The 17,733-nt window shown below is 67.8% G+C and carries 18 protein-coding genes and 1 tRNA gene; 11 read left to right on the forward strand and 8 right to left on the reverse strand.

What is annotated here, in order from left to right; genetic code table 11:
* Nucleotide 1 precedes the first annotated feature (1 nt).
* Together EII34_RS02275 and EII34_RS02280 are read right to left on the reverse strand one after the other, a co-directional pair.
* Nucleotides 2-2,578: an ATP-binding protein gene (locus EII34_RS02275; protein ID WP_124842448.1), complete on the reverse strand. Its 2,577-nt coding sequence runs from the start codon at nucleotides 2,576-2,578 to the stop codon at nucleotides 2-4.
* Nucleotides 2,575-3,684: a metallophosphoesterase gene (locus EII34_RS02280; protein ID WP_124842450.1), complete on the reverse strand. Its 1,110-nt coding sequence runs from the start codon at nucleotides 3,682-3,684 to the stop codon at nucleotides 2,575-2,577. The genes EII34_RS02275 and EII34_RS02280 overlap by 4 nt, the downstream gene beginning before the upstream one ends.
* A gap of 84 nt (nucleotides 3,685-3,768) precedes the next feature.
* On the opposite strand from EII34_RS02280, the gene EII34_RS02285 reads away from it, so the two are divergent.
* From EII34_RS02285 to EII34_RS02295, 3 genes are read left to right on the forward strand one after another with little or no spacing between them, the layout of a single operon-like run.
* The gene (locus EII34_RS02285; protein WP_124842452.1) at nucleotides 3,769-4,116 is read left to right on the forward strand and encodes an ArsR/SmtB family transcription factor; all 348 of its coding nucleotides are present in this window, start codon (nucleotides 3,769-3,771) and stop codon (nucleotides 4,114-4,116) included.
* Nucleotides 4,116-5,363 carry an MFS transporter gene (locus EII34_RS02290; RefSeq protein ID WP_124842640.1) on the forward strand — a complete coding sequence of 416 codons (1,248 nt, stop codon included), beginning with the start codon at nucleotides 4,116-4,118 and terminating at the stop codon, nucleotides 5,361-5,363. Before EII34_RS02285 ends, EII34_RS02290 begins: the two co-directional genes overlap by 1 nt.
* Nucleotides 5,364-5,394: 31 nt before the next feature.
* Nucleotides 5,395-6,927, forward strand: coding sequence for an L-serine ammonia-lyase, iron-sulfur-dependent, subunit alpha (locus EII34_RS02295; protein ID WP_124842454.1), 1,533 nt, complete (start codon nucleotides 5,395-5,397; stop codon nucleotides 6,925-6,927).
* A 13-nt stretch (nucleotides 6,928-6,940) separates the two neighbouring features.
* Here EII34_RS02295 and EII34_RS02300 read toward each other — a convergent pair whose 3' ends face one another.
* The 3 genes from EII34_RS02300 to EII34_RS02310 all read right to left on the reverse strand — a co-directional run bounded on the left by EII34_RS02300 (nucleotide 6,941) and on the right by EII34_RS02310 (nucleotide 10,135).
* Nucleotides 6,941-7,591: a hypothetical protein gene (locus tag EII34_RS02300; protein ID WP_124842456.1), complete on the reverse strand. Its 651-nt coding sequence runs from the start codon at nucleotides 7,589-7,591 to the stop codon at nucleotides 6,941-6,943.
* Between the two features lie 72 nt (nucleotides 7,592-7,663).
* A complete protein-coding gene (locus tag EII34_RS02305) occupies nucleotides 7,664-8,749 on the reverse strand; it encodes a thioredoxin family protein (RefSeq protein WP_124842458.1) in 1,086 nt (361 codons plus the stop codon).
* Between the two features lie 12 nt (nucleotides 8,750-8,761).
* Entirely contained in the window at nucleotides 8,762-10,135 is a 1,374-nt protein-coding gene (locus tag EII34_RS02310; RefSeq protein WP_124842460.1) for an FAD-dependent oxidoreductase, read from the reverse strand.
* Between the two features lie 92 nt (nucleotides 10,136-10,227).
* Between EII34_RS02310 and EII34_RS02315 the strand changes: the two genes are divergently transcribed.
* From EII34_RS02315 to EII34_RS02325, 3 genes are read left to right on the forward strand one after another with little or no spacing between them, the layout of a single operon-like run.
* Nucleotides 10,228-11,220, forward strand: a complete 993-nt coding sequence (locus EII34_RS02315) for an ABC transporter ATP-binding protein (protein WP_221620162.1) — start codon at nucleotides 10,228-10,230, stop codon at nucleotides 11,218-11,220.
* Nucleotides 11,217-12,017 (forward strand): ABC transporter permease, encoded by an 801-nt coding sequence (locus EII34_RS02320; RefSeq protein WP_124842462.1) that lies wholly within the window; start codon nucleotides 11,217-11,219, stop codon nucleotides 12,015-12,017. Before EII34_RS02315 ends, EII34_RS02320 begins: the two co-directional genes overlap by 4 nt.
* Nucleotides 12,010-12,828 carry an ABC transporter permease gene (locus EII34_RS02325; RefSeq protein WP_124842463.1) on the forward strand — a complete coding sequence of 273 codons (819 nt, stop codon included), beginning with the start codon at nucleotides 12,010-12,012 and terminating at the stop codon, nucleotides 12,826-12,828. The genes EII34_RS02320 and EII34_RS02325 overlap by 8 nt, the downstream gene beginning before the upstream one ends.
* Here the strand turns inward: EII34_RS02325 and EII34_RS02330 are convergent.
* Nucleotides 12,807-14,087 (reverse strand): MFS transporter, encoded by a 1,281-nt coding sequence (locus tag EII34_RS02330; RefSeq protein WP_124842465.1) that lies wholly within the window; start codon nucleotides 14,085-14,087, stop codon nucleotides 12,807-12,809. The genes EII34_RS02325 and EII34_RS02330 overlap by 22 nt on opposite strands.
* Nucleotides 14,088-14,240: 153 nt before the next feature.
* Between EII34_RS02330 and EII34_RS02335 the strand changes: the two genes are divergently transcribed.
* The 5 genes from EII34_RS02335 to EII34_RS02355 all read left to right on the forward strand — a co-directional run bounded on the left by EII34_RS02335 (nucleotide 14,241) and on the right by EII34_RS02355 (nucleotide 16,590).
* Nucleotides 14,241-14,681 (forward strand): MarR family winged helix-turn-helix transcriptional regulator, encoded by a 441-nt coding sequence (locus tag EII34_RS02335; protein ID WP_124842467.1) that lies wholly within the window; start codon nucleotides 14,241-14,243, stop codon nucleotides 14,679-14,681.
* A 76-nt stretch (nucleotides 14,682-14,757) separates the two neighbouring features.
* Nucleotides 14,758-15,369, forward strand: coding sequence for a DsbA family oxidoreductase (locus EII34_RS02340; protein WP_124842469.1), 612 nt, complete (start codon nucleotides 14,758-14,760; stop codon nucleotides 15,367-15,369).
* Nucleotides 15,366-15,839 carry a nucleoside deaminase gene (locus tag EII34_RS02345; RefSeq protein ID WP_124842471.1) on the forward strand — a complete coding sequence of 158 codons (474 nt, stop codon included), beginning with the start codon at nucleotides 15,366-15,368 and terminating at the stop codon, nucleotides 15,837-15,839. Before EII34_RS02340 ends, EII34_RS02345 begins: the two co-directional genes overlap by 4 nt.
* A 23-nt stretch (nucleotides 15,840-15,862) precedes the next feature.
* Nucleotides 15,863-16,183 carry a DMT family transporter gene (locus EII34_RS02350; RefSeq protein WP_124842473.1) on the forward strand — a complete coding sequence of 107 codons (321 nt, stop codon included), beginning with the start codon at nucleotides 15,863-15,865 and terminating at the stop codon, nucleotides 16,181-16,183.
* Nucleotides 16,184-16,203: 20 nt separating this feature from the next.
* Entirely contained in the window at nucleotides 16,204-16,590 is a 387-nt protein-coding gene (locus EII34_RS02355; protein WP_124842475.1) for a DMT family transporter, read from the forward strand.
* 242 nt (nucleotides 16,591-16,832) lie between these two features.
* Here the strand turns inward: EII34_RS02355 and EII34_RS02360 are convergent, their stop codons facing one another.
* Complete coding sequence (locus EII34_RS02360; protein WP_124842477.1) at nucleotides 16,833-17,390, reverse strand: NADPH-dependent FMN reductase; 558 nt, start codon at nucleotides 17,388-17,390, stop codon at nucleotides 16,833-16,835.
* Between the two features lie 242 nt (nucleotides 17,391-17,632).
* Nucleotides 17,633-17,705 (reverse strand) — tRNA-Ala (locus EII34_RS02365).
* Nucleotides 17,706-17,733 lie beyond the last annotated feature (28 nt).

Genomic DNA, 17,733 nt, shown 5'->3' on the forward strand with positions numbered 1-17,733 from the left:
TTCAGATCCTCACGACCCTGGCCGATCCGATGTGTCCGAAGCGTTCGGGCTGACAGGTGAGGATGATGACCTGGGCCCGGGAGCCGACATCGTTCAGCACGGCCGCGAGCGAACGAACGCGTTCCGGATCGGCGAAACCGAGCGCATCGTCGATCAACACCGGAGCCCCGTCCTCAGGGTCGACGAGTTCCGCACACGCGAGTCTGCCGATGAGCGCGAGTTGTTCCCTGGTTCCTGCGGACAGTTCGGCGAACGGCACCGTCACACCCGCCAGGGTGCGGGACACCAACTGCAGCTCAGGACTGACCCCCACCTGCAGGTCGGGCCCGAAGACGGGGCGTGCCAGTGCCTCGATCCGCTCCTTGAACGGGGCGACGTAGCGGTGCTGGGCCTCGTCGCGATGACGGTGCAGCGTCTCCCTCAGTCGCCTGGCCGCCTGAGCAGCCCGGTGCCGGGCCTCCTGCCGGGTGGAGAGGGTCTCGAGCTCCCCGGTGGCCCGGTTGAGCGCGTCGTACGGGCCGGAGGCCATCCGGTCGGCGAGCAGGGTCTCGATCCGCAACCGTTCGGCCTCCAGCTCCGTTTCCTCCCTCGCCAACCGTTCGATGAGCGCCTCAGCATTGATGACGCGGATCCTGGCCCCATCGGCATCGGATGCCGCGAGCTCCTGCTCCGCATCCTCGAGCCTCGCCTCCAGCCCCGCGACACGATCCCCTTCGGCGAGGACCTCGGCCTCCAGCTGCTCATCGCTGCGACGACCTCGCACTGCCTCCAGCCGGAGCTCCTCGTCGCGTGCCCTGCGCGTGAGCGCCTCCAGGTTCGCCTCGGCCCTGATGACCGTCTCCCGTAGCCCGAGCAGACGCGCCTGACCCTCCTGGTGTGCCGTCTCCGCAGCCCTCAGCCGCACCTCGACCGCCTCCGTCTCCTCGCGCAACCCGGGAAGCGCGGCGGCCTCGTCCTCATCACTGGCCGCGGCCAGGTCGGCGTGCCGTCGCAGCGTCTCTGCCCGGGCCTCGAGTCCGGCCCGGCTGTCCTCGCCGAGCAGTGCCCTCATCTCGGCCACCGCCGCTTCCTTGTCGCCGCTGGCCCGTACGAACTCCGTCGCCCTGGCCCTGGCCTCCTCGATGGAGGAGACCCCCAGTGTGGTGAGCAGTCCGGCGCGTTCCTCCCGCGCGGCACGAAACTCCCGGTCGAGATCGGCCGCATCGGTGTCAGGAGCGATCTCCAGGCGCAGCTGACCGGGAACCTCGATGGTCACGCGACGGCTGATCGGGGTGGGTTCCCCCTCGCCCATCGGCGCCGGATCACCGTCCACCACCACGTTCCCGGTCACCTCGAGGCGGTAGGACGCGGCGGTGCTCGCCAGGCGCCCCCGGGCCACCCGGCAGGCCACCTCGACCTCCTCGAGGCGCTCCAGCGCGGTGACGTCGAGACGTTTCTCCTCGCACGCCCGGGTCGCCTCGACCATCCTCTCCTCGGCCCGTTGCAACCGTTCCAGCCGCGATGTGAGCACGGACAGCTCCGTCACGGCCCGACGGCGTCGCTCCGCGTCCTCCGCGCGTGCGATCCGGGCACGCAGGTCCTCGGCCTCCCGCTCCGCCTCCTCGAGTTCCGCCTGCTGTTCCTGCACCCGGGCAGCGGTCCCATCGCGTGTGATCCGGCTCGCCTCGACCTCCTGACCTGCCACCTCGACGGCCTCGTGCGCCGCGAGCACCGCCCTGACGACCTCCTGGCGGTCCGAGCGTTCCCGTTCGGTTCGTCGCAGCGACTCCTGTGCCGATGCGACGTGCTCCCGCGCCACCGTGACCCGGTCACGGACCTCGGCCACACGCTGGTCCGCCTCACGCTGGACGGCCAGGTCCGTCTCGGCCTCCCGGAGTCGTCGCTGGATCTCCTGATGCTCCGCAACCACCCGCTCATGTCGTGCGGTCAGGTCGTCAATCTCGGCGCTGAGGGCAGCGGCCTGCTCGACCCCTGCCCTGAGTTCCTCCAGTTCCTGCTCGGCCTTCAGGTAGTCGCCGGTCGGCCTTCCCGTGGCGGTGAAGTACCGCTGGTACTCCTGCTGGACGGCCTCCAGCAGGGCGTCGTTCTCGGTCACCGGCAGGCTGGTCTCGTCGAGGGCCCGTCGCAGTGCTGGAAGGTTGACCAGCTGCGCCTGCGTCAGCGCCCCTCCCTGCGACACCTCCAGTGCCTCCAACAGCTGGTCGTCGGCATGTTCCGCCAGCAGCTCGAGGAATCTGCTGTGCGCCGCCTCCCCGGTCAACGACTCCGCCCGGGGTCCACTGACCTCGAGGGTGGTGTGATGGCTGCGCAACCACTGCTTGGCATAGACGAGACGGTACGGGCCGACGCTGAGCTCGGCCTCGACCCGGGGACCCTCGTCCCGGTCGACGGGTTTGACGGAGCGGATGGCGGAATGGCTGGAGGAGGACTTGTACTGACGCAGCAGCCTCAGTCCTTCCATGAGCGAGGACTTCCCCGCCTCGTTCGCTCCCTGGATGATGGTGACCCCCTCGTCGAAGGTCACCGTCTGCTCCAGGACGCCCCTGAAGTTGCGCAGTGTGATCCGGTGCAGTCTCATCGCACACTCCTGGTCAGGCGGTGGAGCAGCCCCAGGGCATCACGTGCCACCTCGTCGGAACCGGACTGCTGCACCAGTTCCGCCACCGCGGCCGCGGCGAATCCGGACAGGTCAAGATCGGCGAAGTCATGGTCGTCGGGCAGGACGGCCAACGCCTGGTGCCGTTCCCACGCCCCGAGCCGGGCGAACAAGGCCCCCAGGTCGTCAAGTCCGTCGTGCAGACGCGCGGCATCGGCAACCGACAGGGTCCCCCGCAACACCAGCCAGACCGCGGTGCGGTCCTTCCCGGGCAGTGCCCGCAACCGGTCCAGCAGCGTCTCGACGTCACCGCCCGAGGTGAGCTCCTGCTCCAGCACGCGGAAGCTCCAGGTCCCCACGTGACAGGGTTCGACGTCCCCCTTCACCGGATCGACGAGCAGGACGTTCCCCGGGTCGGTCTCGAGACGGTCGGTCACCTCCGGGGTCCCCGGGTACCACATCCGGGGCATCACCTGCGTCGTGGAGTGACGATCCCCGACCACGGCGAAGTGGATCCTGCCATCCGCCAGCGCCGCCGAGACCGCGCCCTCGTCGATGACACTGGCCGACGTGCGATCCGGGTTGAGGCTGCTCACGGCACCGTGGCAGACCAGCACCCGGTGCACACCCTGCGGCGCAACGGGAAGACCGGTCAATGTCTCGGCCACCCGGTCACTGGTCGGCCGTTTGGTGACCCAGGGAACCGGAACGACCTCCACCCCCGGCACGATCTCCAGGCAGGCCGTCGACCTGGCCACGACGACGTGGTCTGGGCACCCCTTGATGAAGGTCGGGTCGGTGTAGATGGAGGAGGCATCCAGGGGATCGTGGTTGCCGGGGACCAGCAACACGGGAACAGGGATCGCGCGGAGGGCCTCGAAGGCGCGGAGCAGCACCGAGCGGTGCAACTGGTTGGACTCGAAGACGTCGCCACCCACGACGACGAAGGCCGCCTGTTCGTCGCGCGTCACCTCGCCGATCCGGGCGACGGCATCGAGTCGTGCCTGTTGGTAACGAGTCCGGGCGGCGTCGTCGAGAAATCGGGCCGCCATGCCCAGCTGCCAGTCCGCCGTGGCGATGAACCTCATGGGCCGCCCTTTCCTTCGCGTCACCACAGGTATATCAGGCATCACCCCCTTGCCCTCGGGAACCACACATGTCATCATTTGCGCATGAATGCAGATAAGGTGAGCCTCGGTGGTGTCGACGCGGAGTACATCGACCTGGCGGTGGAGGTCTTCTCCATGCTGGCCGAGCCGACCCGGATCCGCATCGTGCTGGCGCTCCAGGACGCCGAGCTGTCGGTGGGCCAGCTCGCCGAGATCGTCGGCAAGGCCCCGGCCGCGGTGTCCCAGCATCTGGCGAAGCTGCGTCTGGCCCGCATCGTCACGAGCCGCCAGGACGGCCAGCGGGTCTTCTACGGCCTCGCCAACGAGCACGCCATCCAGCTGGTGACCAACTCGCTCCAGCAGGCTGAACACGCCCTCGACGAGGTGCCCGCCCATCATCGGACCCGGTGATGCGGCACGCGCTGGCCAACCGCACCTACGCCCGACTGTTCGCGGCCCAGGTGGTGGCGCTGCTCGGCACCGGACTCCTCACCGTCGCCCTCGGCCTGCTGGCCTTCGAGTTGGCAGGTCAGGATGCCGGAGAGGTTCTCGCGACGGCACTGAGCATCCGCATCCTGGCCTATGTCACGATCTCCCCCGTGATGACCGCCGTGGCCTCACGGCTGCCACGGACGACCGTGCTGGTGACCGCCGACGTGGTACGGGCCCTGATGGCCCTGGCCCTGCCGTTGGTCAACTCAACCTGGCAGATCTACGTGCTGGTGTTCCTGCTGCAGGCCGCCTCCGCCACCTTCACCCCCGCCTTCCAGGCCACCATCCCGCAGGTGCTGCCGGACGAGGAGGACTACACCGTCGCCCTGAGCCTGTCCCGGCTGGCCTACGACCTCGAGTCCCTGCTCTCACCCGTCGTGGCAGCCCTGCTGCTCGCGGTGATGAGTTTCCACCAGTTGTTCATCGGCACGGCGGCAGGATTCCTCGGCTCGATCGTGCTGGTCCTCCTGGCCCGACCACCAGCACCTGAGTCGCAGCCGGCCACCCCTTTCCTGGAACGTCTGACCCGAGGGGTCAGGATCTTCATCCGCTCGAGCGAGCTGCGAGGGCTGCTCGCCTTCAACCTGGTGGTGGCCTGCGGCATCGCGATGGTGCTGGTCAACACCGTCGTGCTGGTGGCGGGTGTCCTGCGGGCCGACGAGAGTCGGGTGGCATGGCTGTTGGCGGCCAACGGTGCAGGATCGATGCTCACGGCACTGGCACTGCCCCGGGTGCTGACCCGACTGAGCGATCTGGAGGTGATGATCTTCGGTGCGGTGCTGTCGGCAGGTGGCCTGGGACTCGTCGCACTGGCCATCGACACCCCGGCGGGTCGGGCACAGTGGATCTGGCTCACCGTCACCTGGGCACTGCTCGGGATGGCCACCTCGATGGTGAGCACTCCCTCGGCGCGGGTGATCCGACGTGCCGCCGCCCCCTCTGATCATCCCGCTCTCTTCGCCGCCCAGTTCTCCCTCAGCCACGCGTGCTACCTCCTCACCTATCCCGCTGCGGGATGGCTGGGGACCGCCATCGGGCTTCCCCTGACGGCGGTGCTGCTGAGTGCGCTGGCCACCGTCGCCCTGGTGGTCAGCGCCCCGCTCATGGGACGCATCCATCGAGCCGACCGGGTGGTGGACCGGGAAGAGGACAGCAGGAAGCCCTAGGCTTGTCCTTGGACCCACGAAGGAGGCGGGCATGAAGGCCGTGGCAGAGCCGCTGTCGGTGACGGAGCTGTTCCGGGTCGGGATCGGCCCCTCGTCCTCACACACCGTCGGCCCGATGCGCGCGGCGAGACACTTCGCCCATCGCCTGGCGGAGTTGGCCCCTGTCGCGGAGCGGACGCGGATCAAGATCTCACTGCTCGGTTCCCTCGGGGCGACCGGGCGGGGACACGCCACGGACAGGGCGGTGCTGCTCGGGCTGAGTGGCCATGAACCACACAGCGTGGAGATCGACGTGGTGGAGTCGATCATGGCCGAGATCACGGCCACGGGGCGCATCGCCGTGCCCGCGGTGGGGGATGTGCCGTTCCATCTGGACTCCGATCTGGTGTTCGAGCCCTGGACCCGGATGGATCACCACACCAATGCCCTGGTCCTCACGGCCACCGGCGATGTCACGCTCCGGGCCACCTACTACTCGATCGGAGGTGGCTTCGTCGAGGTCCAGCACGACGACACACAGGACATCGTGCCCCTGGATGCGGGATGGAGCCCCCACGCATCCCCCCCACACCCGTACGGTACGGCCGATGACCTGGTCCGGCTCTGCGAGGCCATCGGCTGTGGAGTGGCGGACCTGGTGCGCACCAATGAGGTCAGCCGCCACGGAACGGACGGTCTGGAGGAGCATCTGGACCTGGTGGCCAACACGATGCTGGACTGTGTCGATGCCGGTCTCCTCGCCGAGGGAATCCTTCCGGGCGGGTTGCGGGTGCGTCGCCGCGCCAAGGCCTTGGCCGAGCGACTGGGACAGCGCGCCCACCTCGCCCCCTCGGACGACGGCGAGGCCAAGCACTGGGCTGCCACCGCGGTGGACCCGATGCGCGCGATGGACTGGGTCAACCTCTACTCACTGGCGGTCAACGAGGAGAACGCCGCTGGACACCGGGTCGTGACCGCCCCCACCAACGGTGCAGCCGGGGTGATCCCGGGGGTGCTCGGATTCCTCATCGCCTACTGTCCCGAGGCCGGGGCCTCCTTCGGCTCCTTCACCCCGGTGAACGAGCAGGGACTCACCCCCTTCCGTCTCGATCCCGCCGACCGGGACCCGGTGGCGGTGCAGCGGCGACGGGCGGTGCACGACTTCCTGCTGGCGGCCGCCGCCGTCGGTTCACTCATCAAGACCAATGCCTCCATCGCCGGGGCGGAGGTCGGGTGCCAGGGTGAGGTGGGTTCGGCCGCGGCGATGGCGGCTGCCGGCCTGGCCGAGGCCTTCGGCGGCACTGCCCGTCAGGTGGAGAACGCTGCCGAGATCGCGATGGAGCACTCCCTCGGTCTGACCTGTGACCCGGTGGGAGGTCTGGTCCAGGTGCCGTGCATCGAGCGCAACGCCATGGCCGCCGTCAAGGCGATCAACGCCGCACGCATGGCGATGTGGGGCGACGGCGACCACCGGGTCAGCCTCGATGTCGCCATCGAGACGATGCGCCAGACCGGCATGGACATGCTCTCCAAGTACAAGGAGACCTCATCGGGCGGTCTGGCGGTCAACGTCGTCGAGTGCTGAGCCTGACCCGAGGTCAGCCCTGCCAGGGCTGCTGGCCCGGGTGCTGCGGGGGGTGCTGCCCGTGCTGCGGGGAACCGTACTGCTGGGGCGGCTGCCCGACGTAGGGCTGCTGGGCGGGCATGTGGCCCTGCGGACCTGCGGGGAACGGCTGTCCCGGCAGGGCCGGGCCTCGCTTCGCCTTCAGGATCAGGACCAGCTGCACGACCGCACCCGCCAGGAAGACCAGGGTCCCGATGAGCAGGAGGATGACTCCCCATCCGGGACTGATGCTGGCCCCGTACTTGTTGGCATCCCCGATGACCTTGGCACCGTTGATGAGATTGATGAGCAGGATCAGCAGGATCAGGACACCGGCGACCAGGACGACGATCGGCGGCCAGATCTGGTTCTTGAGTGCCGGCAGGAAGGCACCGAGAGCCAGGAGGGCGACAGCGACGATGGCGAGGACGAGGGTGAGCCTCCCATCACCATCTTGATCCAGTCCACTGACCTCCAGGGTCTGGCCCAGGAAACTGGCCGACACCCAGGTGCCGCAGGATCCGATGATGGCCAACAGTGCACCCCCAAGCCCGATGAACGCCCCGACCGGGGCTGCTGGGGTGGGGCCGCCAGGGGGCTGGGGTGGGCCGCCATAGGGCATCTGGTACTGGGGCTGGGTGGACATGGTGTCCCTTCCGCTCGGGGATGTGTCAGCGCCCATCTTGGTCCAGATCCGCGCCGACCGCCAGCCCTCGCTTCATCCCCCGAAGGTCAGGGCATGGGCGGTGACCCCTGCGCTGAACCGCAGTTCGACGAGGGTACCGGTGGTGAAACGGGGCAGTTCCACCAAGCGGTGCAGCCTGCTCACCTCGACCTGTGCCACGCCGTCGGTCACATCCTGCCCGGGGAAATCGGCTCCCCCGTTCACCCGGACCTCGACGGTGCTGCCGGGTGGCCCGCCCGCGACGAGGAACAGTTTCGCGCCGTCGAATCGGATGCCGAGGCCCGCCCCGTCACTCAGTGCCGTGATGGAGTCCTCACCGATCTGCCACTCACCGTCGAGGTGCCACTGGTTGCTGGCCAACTCACCCGCCGGGGTGTAGTCGAACAACTGCGGATCCAGATCAGGGGTGCCGTTGTAGCCGAAGGTGCGTGCGAGCCCCAGGTGGATCTCCGGGGTCTGTCCTGCCGTGGCCTGCCCGTCGGGAACAGCGGAGGTCGTCGGTCCCTCGGCCTGCAGCAGTTCCCGGATCCGTTGCTCGGTCTCCTCGTATGCCCCCTCCCCGTGGTGGTTGAACACGATCCTGCCCTCCCTGTCGATGAGGTACCTCGAGGGCCAGTACGAGTTCTCGTAGGCCCGCCAGGTCACGAAGTCGTTGTCAAGGGCCACCGGATACCTGATCCCGGCCTCCTCGACGGCCCGTTCCACGTTGGCCGGGAGTCGCTCGAAGGCGAACTCCGGGGCGTGCACCCCGATGATCTCCAGCCCCTGGTCGTGGTAGCTCTCGTACCAGGCGTTGAGGTGGGGCTGGGTGCGCACGCAGTTGATGCAGGAGTAGGTCCAGAAGTCGACGAGCACCACCTTCCCCCTCAGTTCTGCCAGGCTCAACGGATCGGTGTTGATCCAGGCCTCGATCCCGGAGAGTTCCGGTGCCTCACGTGTGGCCGCCGTCCCGCCTGCGGTGGGGGTCACCGCCTGAGGGGACGAGAGGGTCTCCGGCGCTCGGGTGACGGGTGGCCTCGCCAGGTCGAGGATCGCCAGGGTCGCGATGAGGGCGACCACCACGGTGAGCGCCCCGATGAGGCGGGGGTGTCGCCACCTCTTCGGGGGTGAGGACGTCATGGTGTGTCCTCCTCAGGCGAGGTGGGCGAACAGGTCGTTGAACGCCTCGGTCATCGACGGGTGGGTCCAGATCCCGTCGCGGAGCTCGCTCGCCCTGACCCCGGCACGCATCGCCAGGGCGATCGTGTTGATCAGTTCATGGGAGTCGTGGGCCAGGAGGGTGGCGCCAAGGATCTCCCCCGTCCCGGCATCGACGACGGCCTTCATCACCCCGTGGGGTTGACCGACGATCTTCGCCCTGGGCACGATCGCCATGTCGGCCACCCGCCGCACCGCGGTCAGCAGGGGCCGCCCCGTCGCCTCGGCCTCGGTGAAGGTCATGCCGACGCTGGCCAGCGGCGGTTCGGTGAACACGACACTCGGCACCGCCACGCGGTCCTTCGTGGAGCGTCGCCCCTCCCCCTCCAGCTGGTCGAGCACGACCCGGAAGTCGTCGAGGGAGATGTAGGTGAACTGCGGTCCCCCGTTGACATCCCCGACCGCGAAGACCCCGGGGACGGTGGTGCGACAGTACTCGTCGACGACGACCTCGCCCCGCTGCCCCAGCGCGATGCCGACCTCCTCGAGCCCCAGTCCCGCCGTCAGGGGGCGCCGACCGAGGGCGGCGAGCACCAGGTCACCCTCGACGTCGTGAGCGTCACCGGAGGCATCGGTCCAGGTGACGCGGACCCGCTCCGCCTCGTCGACGACCCGGGTCGCGGTGGCCGAGGTCAGCACGGTGACCCCGCTGGCCTCCAGCAGCTTCCGGATCTCCTCCGAGATGTCGGGATCGGCGGCCTCCATCAGACGTGACCCACGTTGCAGGACGGTGACCTTCACCCCGAAGGCGGCCTGCATCGCGGCGAACTCGACACCGATGTAGCCACCTCCCAGGATCACCAGGCTCTCCGGACGCTTCGCCAGGGCCAGGACTCCGGTGCTGGTGAGCACCTTCCGGCTCTCCTGAAGGCCCGGGATCGGGGGCAGCACCGCAGTCGCCCCGGTGTTGATGACGATGGTCTCGGCACGCACCGTGATCTCGTCGCCACCGCCTCGGACCAGGAGTGTGTGGGGATCGACGAACCGGGCGTGCCCGGTGATGACCGTCGCGGTCTCGGGGGAGTCGAAGATCTCGAAGTTCTTGGCCCGCATCGCGGCGGTGAGGGTGGTCTTGCGTTCTGCCGCCCGGGCGAACCAGTCACTCGGGTCCTGGTCCCGGTCCGGGTGGTTCGCGGACCAGATGAGTGCCTTGGTCGGCACACACCCGATGTTGATGCAGGTTCCCCCGTACATCTCCTCGGACTGCTCGATGATGGCCACCCGTCGGCCACGGGCCGCCAGTGTCCCGGCCAGGGTCTTGCCCCCCTTGCCGAAACCGATCACCGCCACGTCGAAGGTCTGTTCCATGTCGTCCCCATCCGTTCAAGATCTCTGCCCGATGAGGCTACCCGCTCCTGACATGGCGGGCGTGTGGGTGACAGCCTCGATATGCTCGCGGCGTGAGTCCAGTGATCCGGGTGCGGCACCTGCGCAAGGAGTTCGTCCGGCCCGCCGAGTTCGAGGGCCGGTTCGCCTCGCTGCGGCGTCTGTTCTCCCGGCAACGGGTGACGAAGGTGGCCGTCGACGACGTCTCGTTCGACATCGATGCGGGCGAGTTGGTCGGGTACCTCGGCAGCAACGGTGCGGGGAAGTCCACCACGATCAAGATGTTGACCGGGATCCTGGTACCGACCTCGGGTCAGGTGGAGGTGGCCGGACACACCCCGTGGCGGGAGCGTCGGACCCAGGCCTCCCGCATGGGAGCGGTGTTCGGCCAGCGCAGCCAGCTGTGGTACGACCTGCCGCTGCGGGACTCCCTCGAGGTGATCCGCGATCTCTACGGCATCGCCGAGCACGACTACAGACAGCGGTTGGGGATGTTCACCGAGCTGCTGAACATGACCGACTTCCTGGAGACCCCGGTGCGGTTCCTGTCGTTGGGCCAGCGGATGCGCGGGGACCTGACCGCGGCGTTGCTGCACCAACCGACGGTGGTCTATCTCGATGAGCCGACGGTGGGCCTGGACGTGGTGGCCAAGCAGCGCATCCGCCAGTTCATCGCCGAGATCAACCAGGAGCTGGGCACGACGGTGATCCTCACCACCCATGACATGGATGATGTCGAGGCCCTGTGTCAGCGGGTGGTGATGATCGACCAGGGCCGGGTGCTCTTCGACGGTTCCCTCGCCCAGCTGCGCAGCCGCTACGTCCGGGAGCGCACCGTGACCATCACCCCGGCTCCTGGTGTCGACCCCGCCGTCATCGATGTGCCCGGGACGACGGTGAGCGTGGTCGACGGCAAGGCGGTGCTGACCCACGATCCCGAGGCCATCAGCACACCGCAGGTGATCGCCGCGGTGACCGGTGCCTGGGAGGTCGCGGACCTGACGGTCGGTGAGGCGAGTCTCAGCGATGTCGTCGCACGGATCTACGCGGAGCACCCGGGGCGATGAGCAGCTGGTGGACTGCACTGCGCGGCCCGGTGCGGGCGGCGTTCCGCACCGGCTGGGTGTACCGCTTGAACGTCGTGACGGCGACACTCGGGCTGTTGCTGCAGGTGTGGCTGCTCAGCGTGGTATGGCGCAGTGTCTACGGTGGCGCCACGAAGGTGCGCGGCATCGAGGTGACGCAGGCGGTGAGCTACGCGGTGCTGGCGGTGTGCATCCAGACCGCGCTGATGCCGTGGGAGTTCTCCTCGTTGAACCAGCGGGTGCGCAGCGGTCAGGTGGGGATCGACATGATCCGTCCCGTCGGGCTGCTCCCCCAGGTGCTGGCCCACAATCTCGGCACCTTCCTGGCCCAGACCCCCATCGCCGTGATCGGCCTGGTGTGGGCCGTCGCCATCGGTGCACTGAGTCTGCCTCCCGACGCCGCCGTCGTCGTCTCGTGGCTGCTCGCCACGCTGCTCGGGGTGGCCCTGACGTTGTTGATGAACCTGTTGATGTCGATGGCCTGTTTCTGGTCGTTGGAGATCGGTGGGTACCTGATGCTCTACCGGCTGGGTTCCGCGCTGCTGTCCGGGGCCCTGATCCCACTGTGGTTCATGCCCGGATGGTTGGCCGGGCTGCTGGACTGGTTGCCGTTCCGGGCCCAGATGTTCACCCCCTTGTCCATCTACTTCGGCCAGGTCTCGGGCACCGAGGCGTGGTTCGCGATCCTGGGGCAGCTCGGGTGGATCGGCGTGGTCGTGGCCCTGCTTCACGTGGTGTGGCGACGGGCCGAGCACAAGGTGGTGGTGCTGGGTGGCTGAACAACGTCTGCCCGGGACCGTGCGGGCCTGGTGGATCCTGGAACGGACAGCGCTGAGGGCCCAGTCCCAGTACCGGGCGAACCTGTTCATGGGTTTCATCGGCGGCCTCACCTACCAGGGCATCCAGGTGGCGTTCCTGGCGCTGCTGCTCCAGGGCTTCGGCATGATCGGCGGATGGGGTTTCGCTGAACTGGGGTTGGTGGTCGGCATCCGGCTGGCCGCCCACGCCTGCTACGTGATGCCCTTCGGGGCGTTGATCGACACCTCACGGCTGATCCACAGCGGGGACTTCGACCAGCTGTTGATCCGTCCCACGAATCCGTTCCTGCAGGTCGTGACCCGCCGGTTCAACATCCTCACCATCGGTGACGGCCTGCTGGGTCTCGGCGCGCTGATCGCCTTCGCCGTGGCGGCTCCGGTGGAGTGGAACTGGTGGCGGATCTGCTATCTGCTCGCCGCCGTCGTCGGGGGTGGGCTGGTGGAGACCGCGATCCAGGTGGCCATCGCCTCCGTGGCCTTCCGGGCGGGGAACGTGTTCGCGCTGCAGGCACTGGCGGATCGCACCATCACCGTGTTCGGGATCTACCCGTTGACCATCTTCGGGCCGGTCGGCCTGCTCGCCCTGTGTCTGCTGTTCCCCCTGGGATTCATCGCCTACCTTCCGGCGACCGCCCTGCTGGGACGGGTGGCCGAGGTGCCGCTGCCGTCGTGGGCGGTGTGGTTGTCCCCGCTGGCCGGCTGGGTGCTGTTCCCCCTGGCCGTGGCGTTGTTCCAGCGCATGTCACGCCACTACACCAGCCCTGGCGCCTGATCCACCTGCCACTGCTCAGGCAGGTCGCGGTGGCGCCCGATGGATGAGCACCAGAAGCACAGGGCGGCCGTGCTGGTGGCCAGGACGGCGGAGAGCAGCGCGACGCCGTGGGGCAGGATGCCCCCGAGCAGCCCACCGATGAGGGCGCCGACGGGCACGGCCCCGATGGTGACGAACCGACTGACCGATGCGGCCCGTCCCATGAGCTCCAGGGGTGTGGTCCGGGCACGGACCCCGGTGCCGCTGATGGCGGAGACCACCACCAGACAGCTGAAGCAGAAGTCGCTGACGGCGACCAGCGCCACCGCCGGCACGGGGATGACGTGTCCCAGGGGCAGGATGAGTCCGGCCACGGGCAGCAGGCAGTAGCACACCAGGATGGTGCGGATCTCCCCCAGACGATTCCTGCATCGAAGCCCGATGAGGGAACCGACGATCCCGCCACCGGCACCGAGTGCTCCGGCCAGGGCGTACTGTTCCGGTGGGATAGCGAAGTCGCGGAGTGCGACGACGGTGACCAGCGTGGCGAAGACCCCTGCGCCGAGGTTGACCAGCCCGTTCGTGACGAGGAAGACCCGCAGCACGGCATGCTGGAGGGTGAAACCCAGCCCCGCACGCAGTGCTGCTCCGAAGGGCTCGGCCCGCTGACCTGCGGCGGCGACGCCCTCGTCCTTGATGCTGCTGATCGACCATGCTGACAACAGCGAGGTCAGGGCACCGACGACGTGGAGCCAGGGTGCGGCGATCCGCAGCAGCACCACCGAGACCAGGCCTGGGCCGATCACCCGCATGGTGGAATCGGTGGACTGTAGCCTGGCAGTGGCCTCGGAGACCTTGTCGGGGCCGACGAGTTGGGGCACGAAGGCGGTCTGCGCGGTGTCGGCGAGGACGGAACTGAAGCTCAGCACGGCCGCGACGACCATCAGCTGGATGATGGTGAGGTGGCTCAGGGCGTGGGCGACGGGGATGCTCAGCATGGCTGCGGCGCGCACGACGTCGCTCCACAGCAGCACGCGTCGTTTGCGCCATCGGTCCACCCACACCCCGACCGGCAGTCCGATCAGGAGGTAGGCGATGTTGCCGAGCGCGGTGATGAGCCCGACCTGCCACGCCGTGGCCTCGAGCAGCACCACGGCCGTGACCGCGATCGCCAGGGTGGCGAACTGGCGCCCCAGCTCCTGGCAGAGGTTCGACGCCCAGAGCCTGCGGAAGTCACGATGGTGGTGAACTGCCCTGCTCGTCGTGGTCCTCTGGCTCACCCGATCTCCTCCTTCTGGGCGTTGCCCGGTGGTTCACCATCCCCTGACGGACGAATCCTGCGGCGGGTCTTCCGGCACCGTGCTTGAAACCGGACGACAGGAAGACCTAAAGTAGATGCATGTGCATGGATCGCGGTTCGAGGAAAGTGACGCATGAGCGCCCTTGAGGACTCCTGGGCACTGGTCACCGCCACCGTGGGAGCCGTCGAGCTCGGCCTCGGGCGTTGGCTCGCGAGCAACCACTCCCTCGTTCTCAGCGACTACCGTGCGCTGACCGTGTTGACCCGCTCCCCTGATCGCGAGCTCCGGATCAGCGAGCTCGCCAACCGCCTCGGCCTGAAACAGAGTTCCGCGACCCGGCTCGTGGAGCGGCTCGAGGACAAGGGTCTCGTCTTCCGCGACGCCTGCCCTGAGGATGGCCGCGGCGTCTATGCCGTCGTGACCCCACAGGGCATCGCCCTCACCGAGGAACTGCGCACCGGCTACGACGAGAAACTCACGGAGCTGCTGACAGAACACGCCAGCAGCGCGCCAGGCGCAACCCGCGAGGCGATCCGTGGCGCCTTCCACACCGCCGGGGACCAGTTCTCCTGACCACAGCACCCAGCCACACAGAACCATGACCACACCCATATACATGTATGTACATGCAGATGGAAAGGAAATCACGATGCCCATACCAGTGGAGGTCTTCATCGACGTCGTCTGCCCGTTCTGTCTCCTCATCGAGCCGACTCTTGACGAACTCCAGCACACGCGCGACGTCGAGCTAGAGATCCGTCCGTTCGAGCTGCGCCCAGCACCGGTCCCGACCCTCCGCCCCGAGGACGACTACCTGCCGCGGGTGTGGCGCGAGGCCGTGCTTCCCCTGGCATCCCGGCTCAAGATACCCATCACCCTTCCAACCATCTCACCTCAGCCCCGTTCCGAGCGGGCCTTCCTCATTCTTCAGCTGGCCCGGGAGCAGGGCATCGGGAAGGCCTGGACCGACGCGGTGCTCAAGGCCTTCTTCCAGGAGGACAAGGACATCGGTTCCCCGCAGATCCTCATCGACATCGCGACGTCGGTCGGGCTCGACCACGACGAGGTCACGGCTGCGCTCGGCAGCGAGGTACGGCGACGGCAGCATCAGGCGGACCTGAGACATGCCAGGGATGAGGTCGGGATCACGGCCGTCCCCGGAATCGTGGTCGCAGGTCACCTGCTCCCGGGAGTTCCGGACATCACCCGCCTCCAGGAAGCGGTCGATGCCGCTGCGTCTCGACCGGAGGTGAACCGATGAGCTCCTTCCTCGAGACCATGATGAGCCGGGCCGTGGCCCACGCCGTGCAACACGTCAGCCGGGGCGGCCTTCCCTTCGTCGGGCTCGTCGTGCGGGACGGACAGGTCCTGTCAGGGTTCGGGGTCAACCGGGTCCTGGAAACTTCTGACCCGATGGCCCACGCCGAGATCGTCGCACTCCGGGAGGCCGTCGCCTCCCATGGGCAGGGAGGTCTCATCGGCGCAACCCTGCTGGCCACCGGGGAACCCTGTGGCATGTGTTGCCACCACGCGATCGCACAGGGGATCAGGGACGTGCGGGTGGCGATCGATCGCGATGTGGCGGCCGAGCACGGTTTCGACTACCGCCCCAGCTACCCGGCGTTCAACATCGGCGACGATCTTCGCGCCGCGATCATGCATCCCCTCCGAGTTCCGGGAGATCTGCTCCCCTTCACCTTGTTCCTCAACCGTCGCGCCCAGAAGGTGTGACCTGACCAGATCGGAGTTCATCCATGCAATGGATTCATCTCACCATCGCAGTCATCTTCGAGGTGACCGTCGGCATCGCCGCTGGCAAGGCCCAAGGATTTCGTCACCCGGGCTGGACCATTACCACCCTTCTCAGTGGTGGCATCGCCACCTTCTTCCTCAGCCTGGCACTGCTCACCTTCGACGTCGGCGTCGGATACGCCCTGTGGACCTCCCTGGCCGGAGTTGGGATCGTCATCGTCGGGGCACTGTTCCTGGACCAGCGCCTGACATGGCGAAAACTCCTCGGAATCCTCATCGTCATCATCGGCGTCGTCGGGCTCAATCTCGCCGGCAGCCTCTGACCGCAACAGAAAGGACACCCATGACCACCGGACTTCCTCGGACAGATCCCAGGACCACGTCCTGGGCAGCACTCCTGCTCGCCGGCGTCTTCGAGATCGGGTACGCCCTGAGCGTCAACGGCAGCCGCGGCTTCACCGACATCATCTGGTCCCTGGTCGCCCTGGTCTTCTTCCTCGGCACCTTGTTCTTCCTCAGCGTCGCCCTGAGAAGGATCGACGTGGGTATCGGATACGCCGTCTGGGCAGGTGTCGGCGCGGTGGGTTCCGCTGTCCTCGGCCCACTCTTCTTCGACGAGACCTTCACCCTCACCAAGGCCTTCTGGCTGGCGGTCATCATCACCGGTGTGGTCTGGCTCAAGCTCGCCGACGGCACGAGGCGGGATGGCCGTGAGGCTCCTGAGGTGTGACGCCTTCAGTCACACCGATCTCGCCCTGGAGCTCGGCCCAACACCGAGCGGCAGTCGCCGGTTCGCCTGTCCTGACCGCGGTTTGCCTGCCCAAAATCGAATTGCCTGCCCAATAAGACAGGCAATTCGAAACAGGACAGGCAATTCCACCCTTGGACAGGCGAACCGGAGCGGCTCACCCGTTGCCGCCGCAGAGCCCAGACCGGTTGGCACCCTTCAACGGCGCACGTCACGGCCGGCGGTCAGGTGCCTTGGCGAGTCCTCCTCGCCAGCGCGGTCACGACGGACACGACGCCGTCCTTGATCTCGGGGTTGCTCAGCTCCCCCGCCTCGTCGAGCTGCTGGTAGGCCCGGGCCACGGAGAAGGTCTCCTCGATCACGGTGGCCCCGGCGCGGGTCAGGATGCGCTGGGCGTCGGCGATGGAGGAGCGGGCCCCACCACCGCCGGGGCTGGCCCCGACGACGGCGACGTTCTTGCCGCGCAGCGGGTTGGTGGCGAAGGGGCGCGAGGCCCAGTCTATGACGTTCTTCAACTGCCCGGGCACGGAGCTGTTGTACTCCGGCGTGACGACGAGCACGGCGTCGGCAGCCTCAATCCGGGCCCACAGGGCCTTGACGGCCTCCGGGGCCTGGGCCTCGTCGTCCTCGTCGAAGGGCGGGATGCCCTTGAGGTCCTCGAAGATCTCGATCTCGGCCTGTTCGGCGGCTCCCTGCTGGGCGAGCAGCGCCAGCTTCCGGTTGACGGAGTCCCGCCGCAGGCTCCCCACCAGCGCCAGGATGCGTACACGATTGTCACTCATGACCACTCCTCAAGTAGTTGAAAACACAACCAATATAGCCGGTCGATCAATCCATCAGTCACCACCACACGGCACGAACCGCCATGTTGCCTGCGGCCTGCTGATTGGGCCCGACGCCACCACCCACCGCACCAGCTGCCCATCCCGATGACCACGCCAGCGCCCTCACCTGAGCCCAGGGCAACAAAAGGCCCGAACCGAAACCATCGATGATGGCACTGGGTTCGAGCCTTGACGTGAGGTGGAGCTAAGGGGATTCGAACCCCTGGCCTCTTCCATGCCATGGAAGCGCGCTACCAACTGCGCCATAGCCCCTTGCGAGCGCCTCCCATCGTAGCGGAGG

Source organism: Arachnia propionica, from assembly GCF_003859805.1.
Lineage (GTDB): Bacteria > Actinomycetota > Actinomycetes > Propionibacteriales > Propionibacteriaceae > Arachnia > Arachnia propionica_C.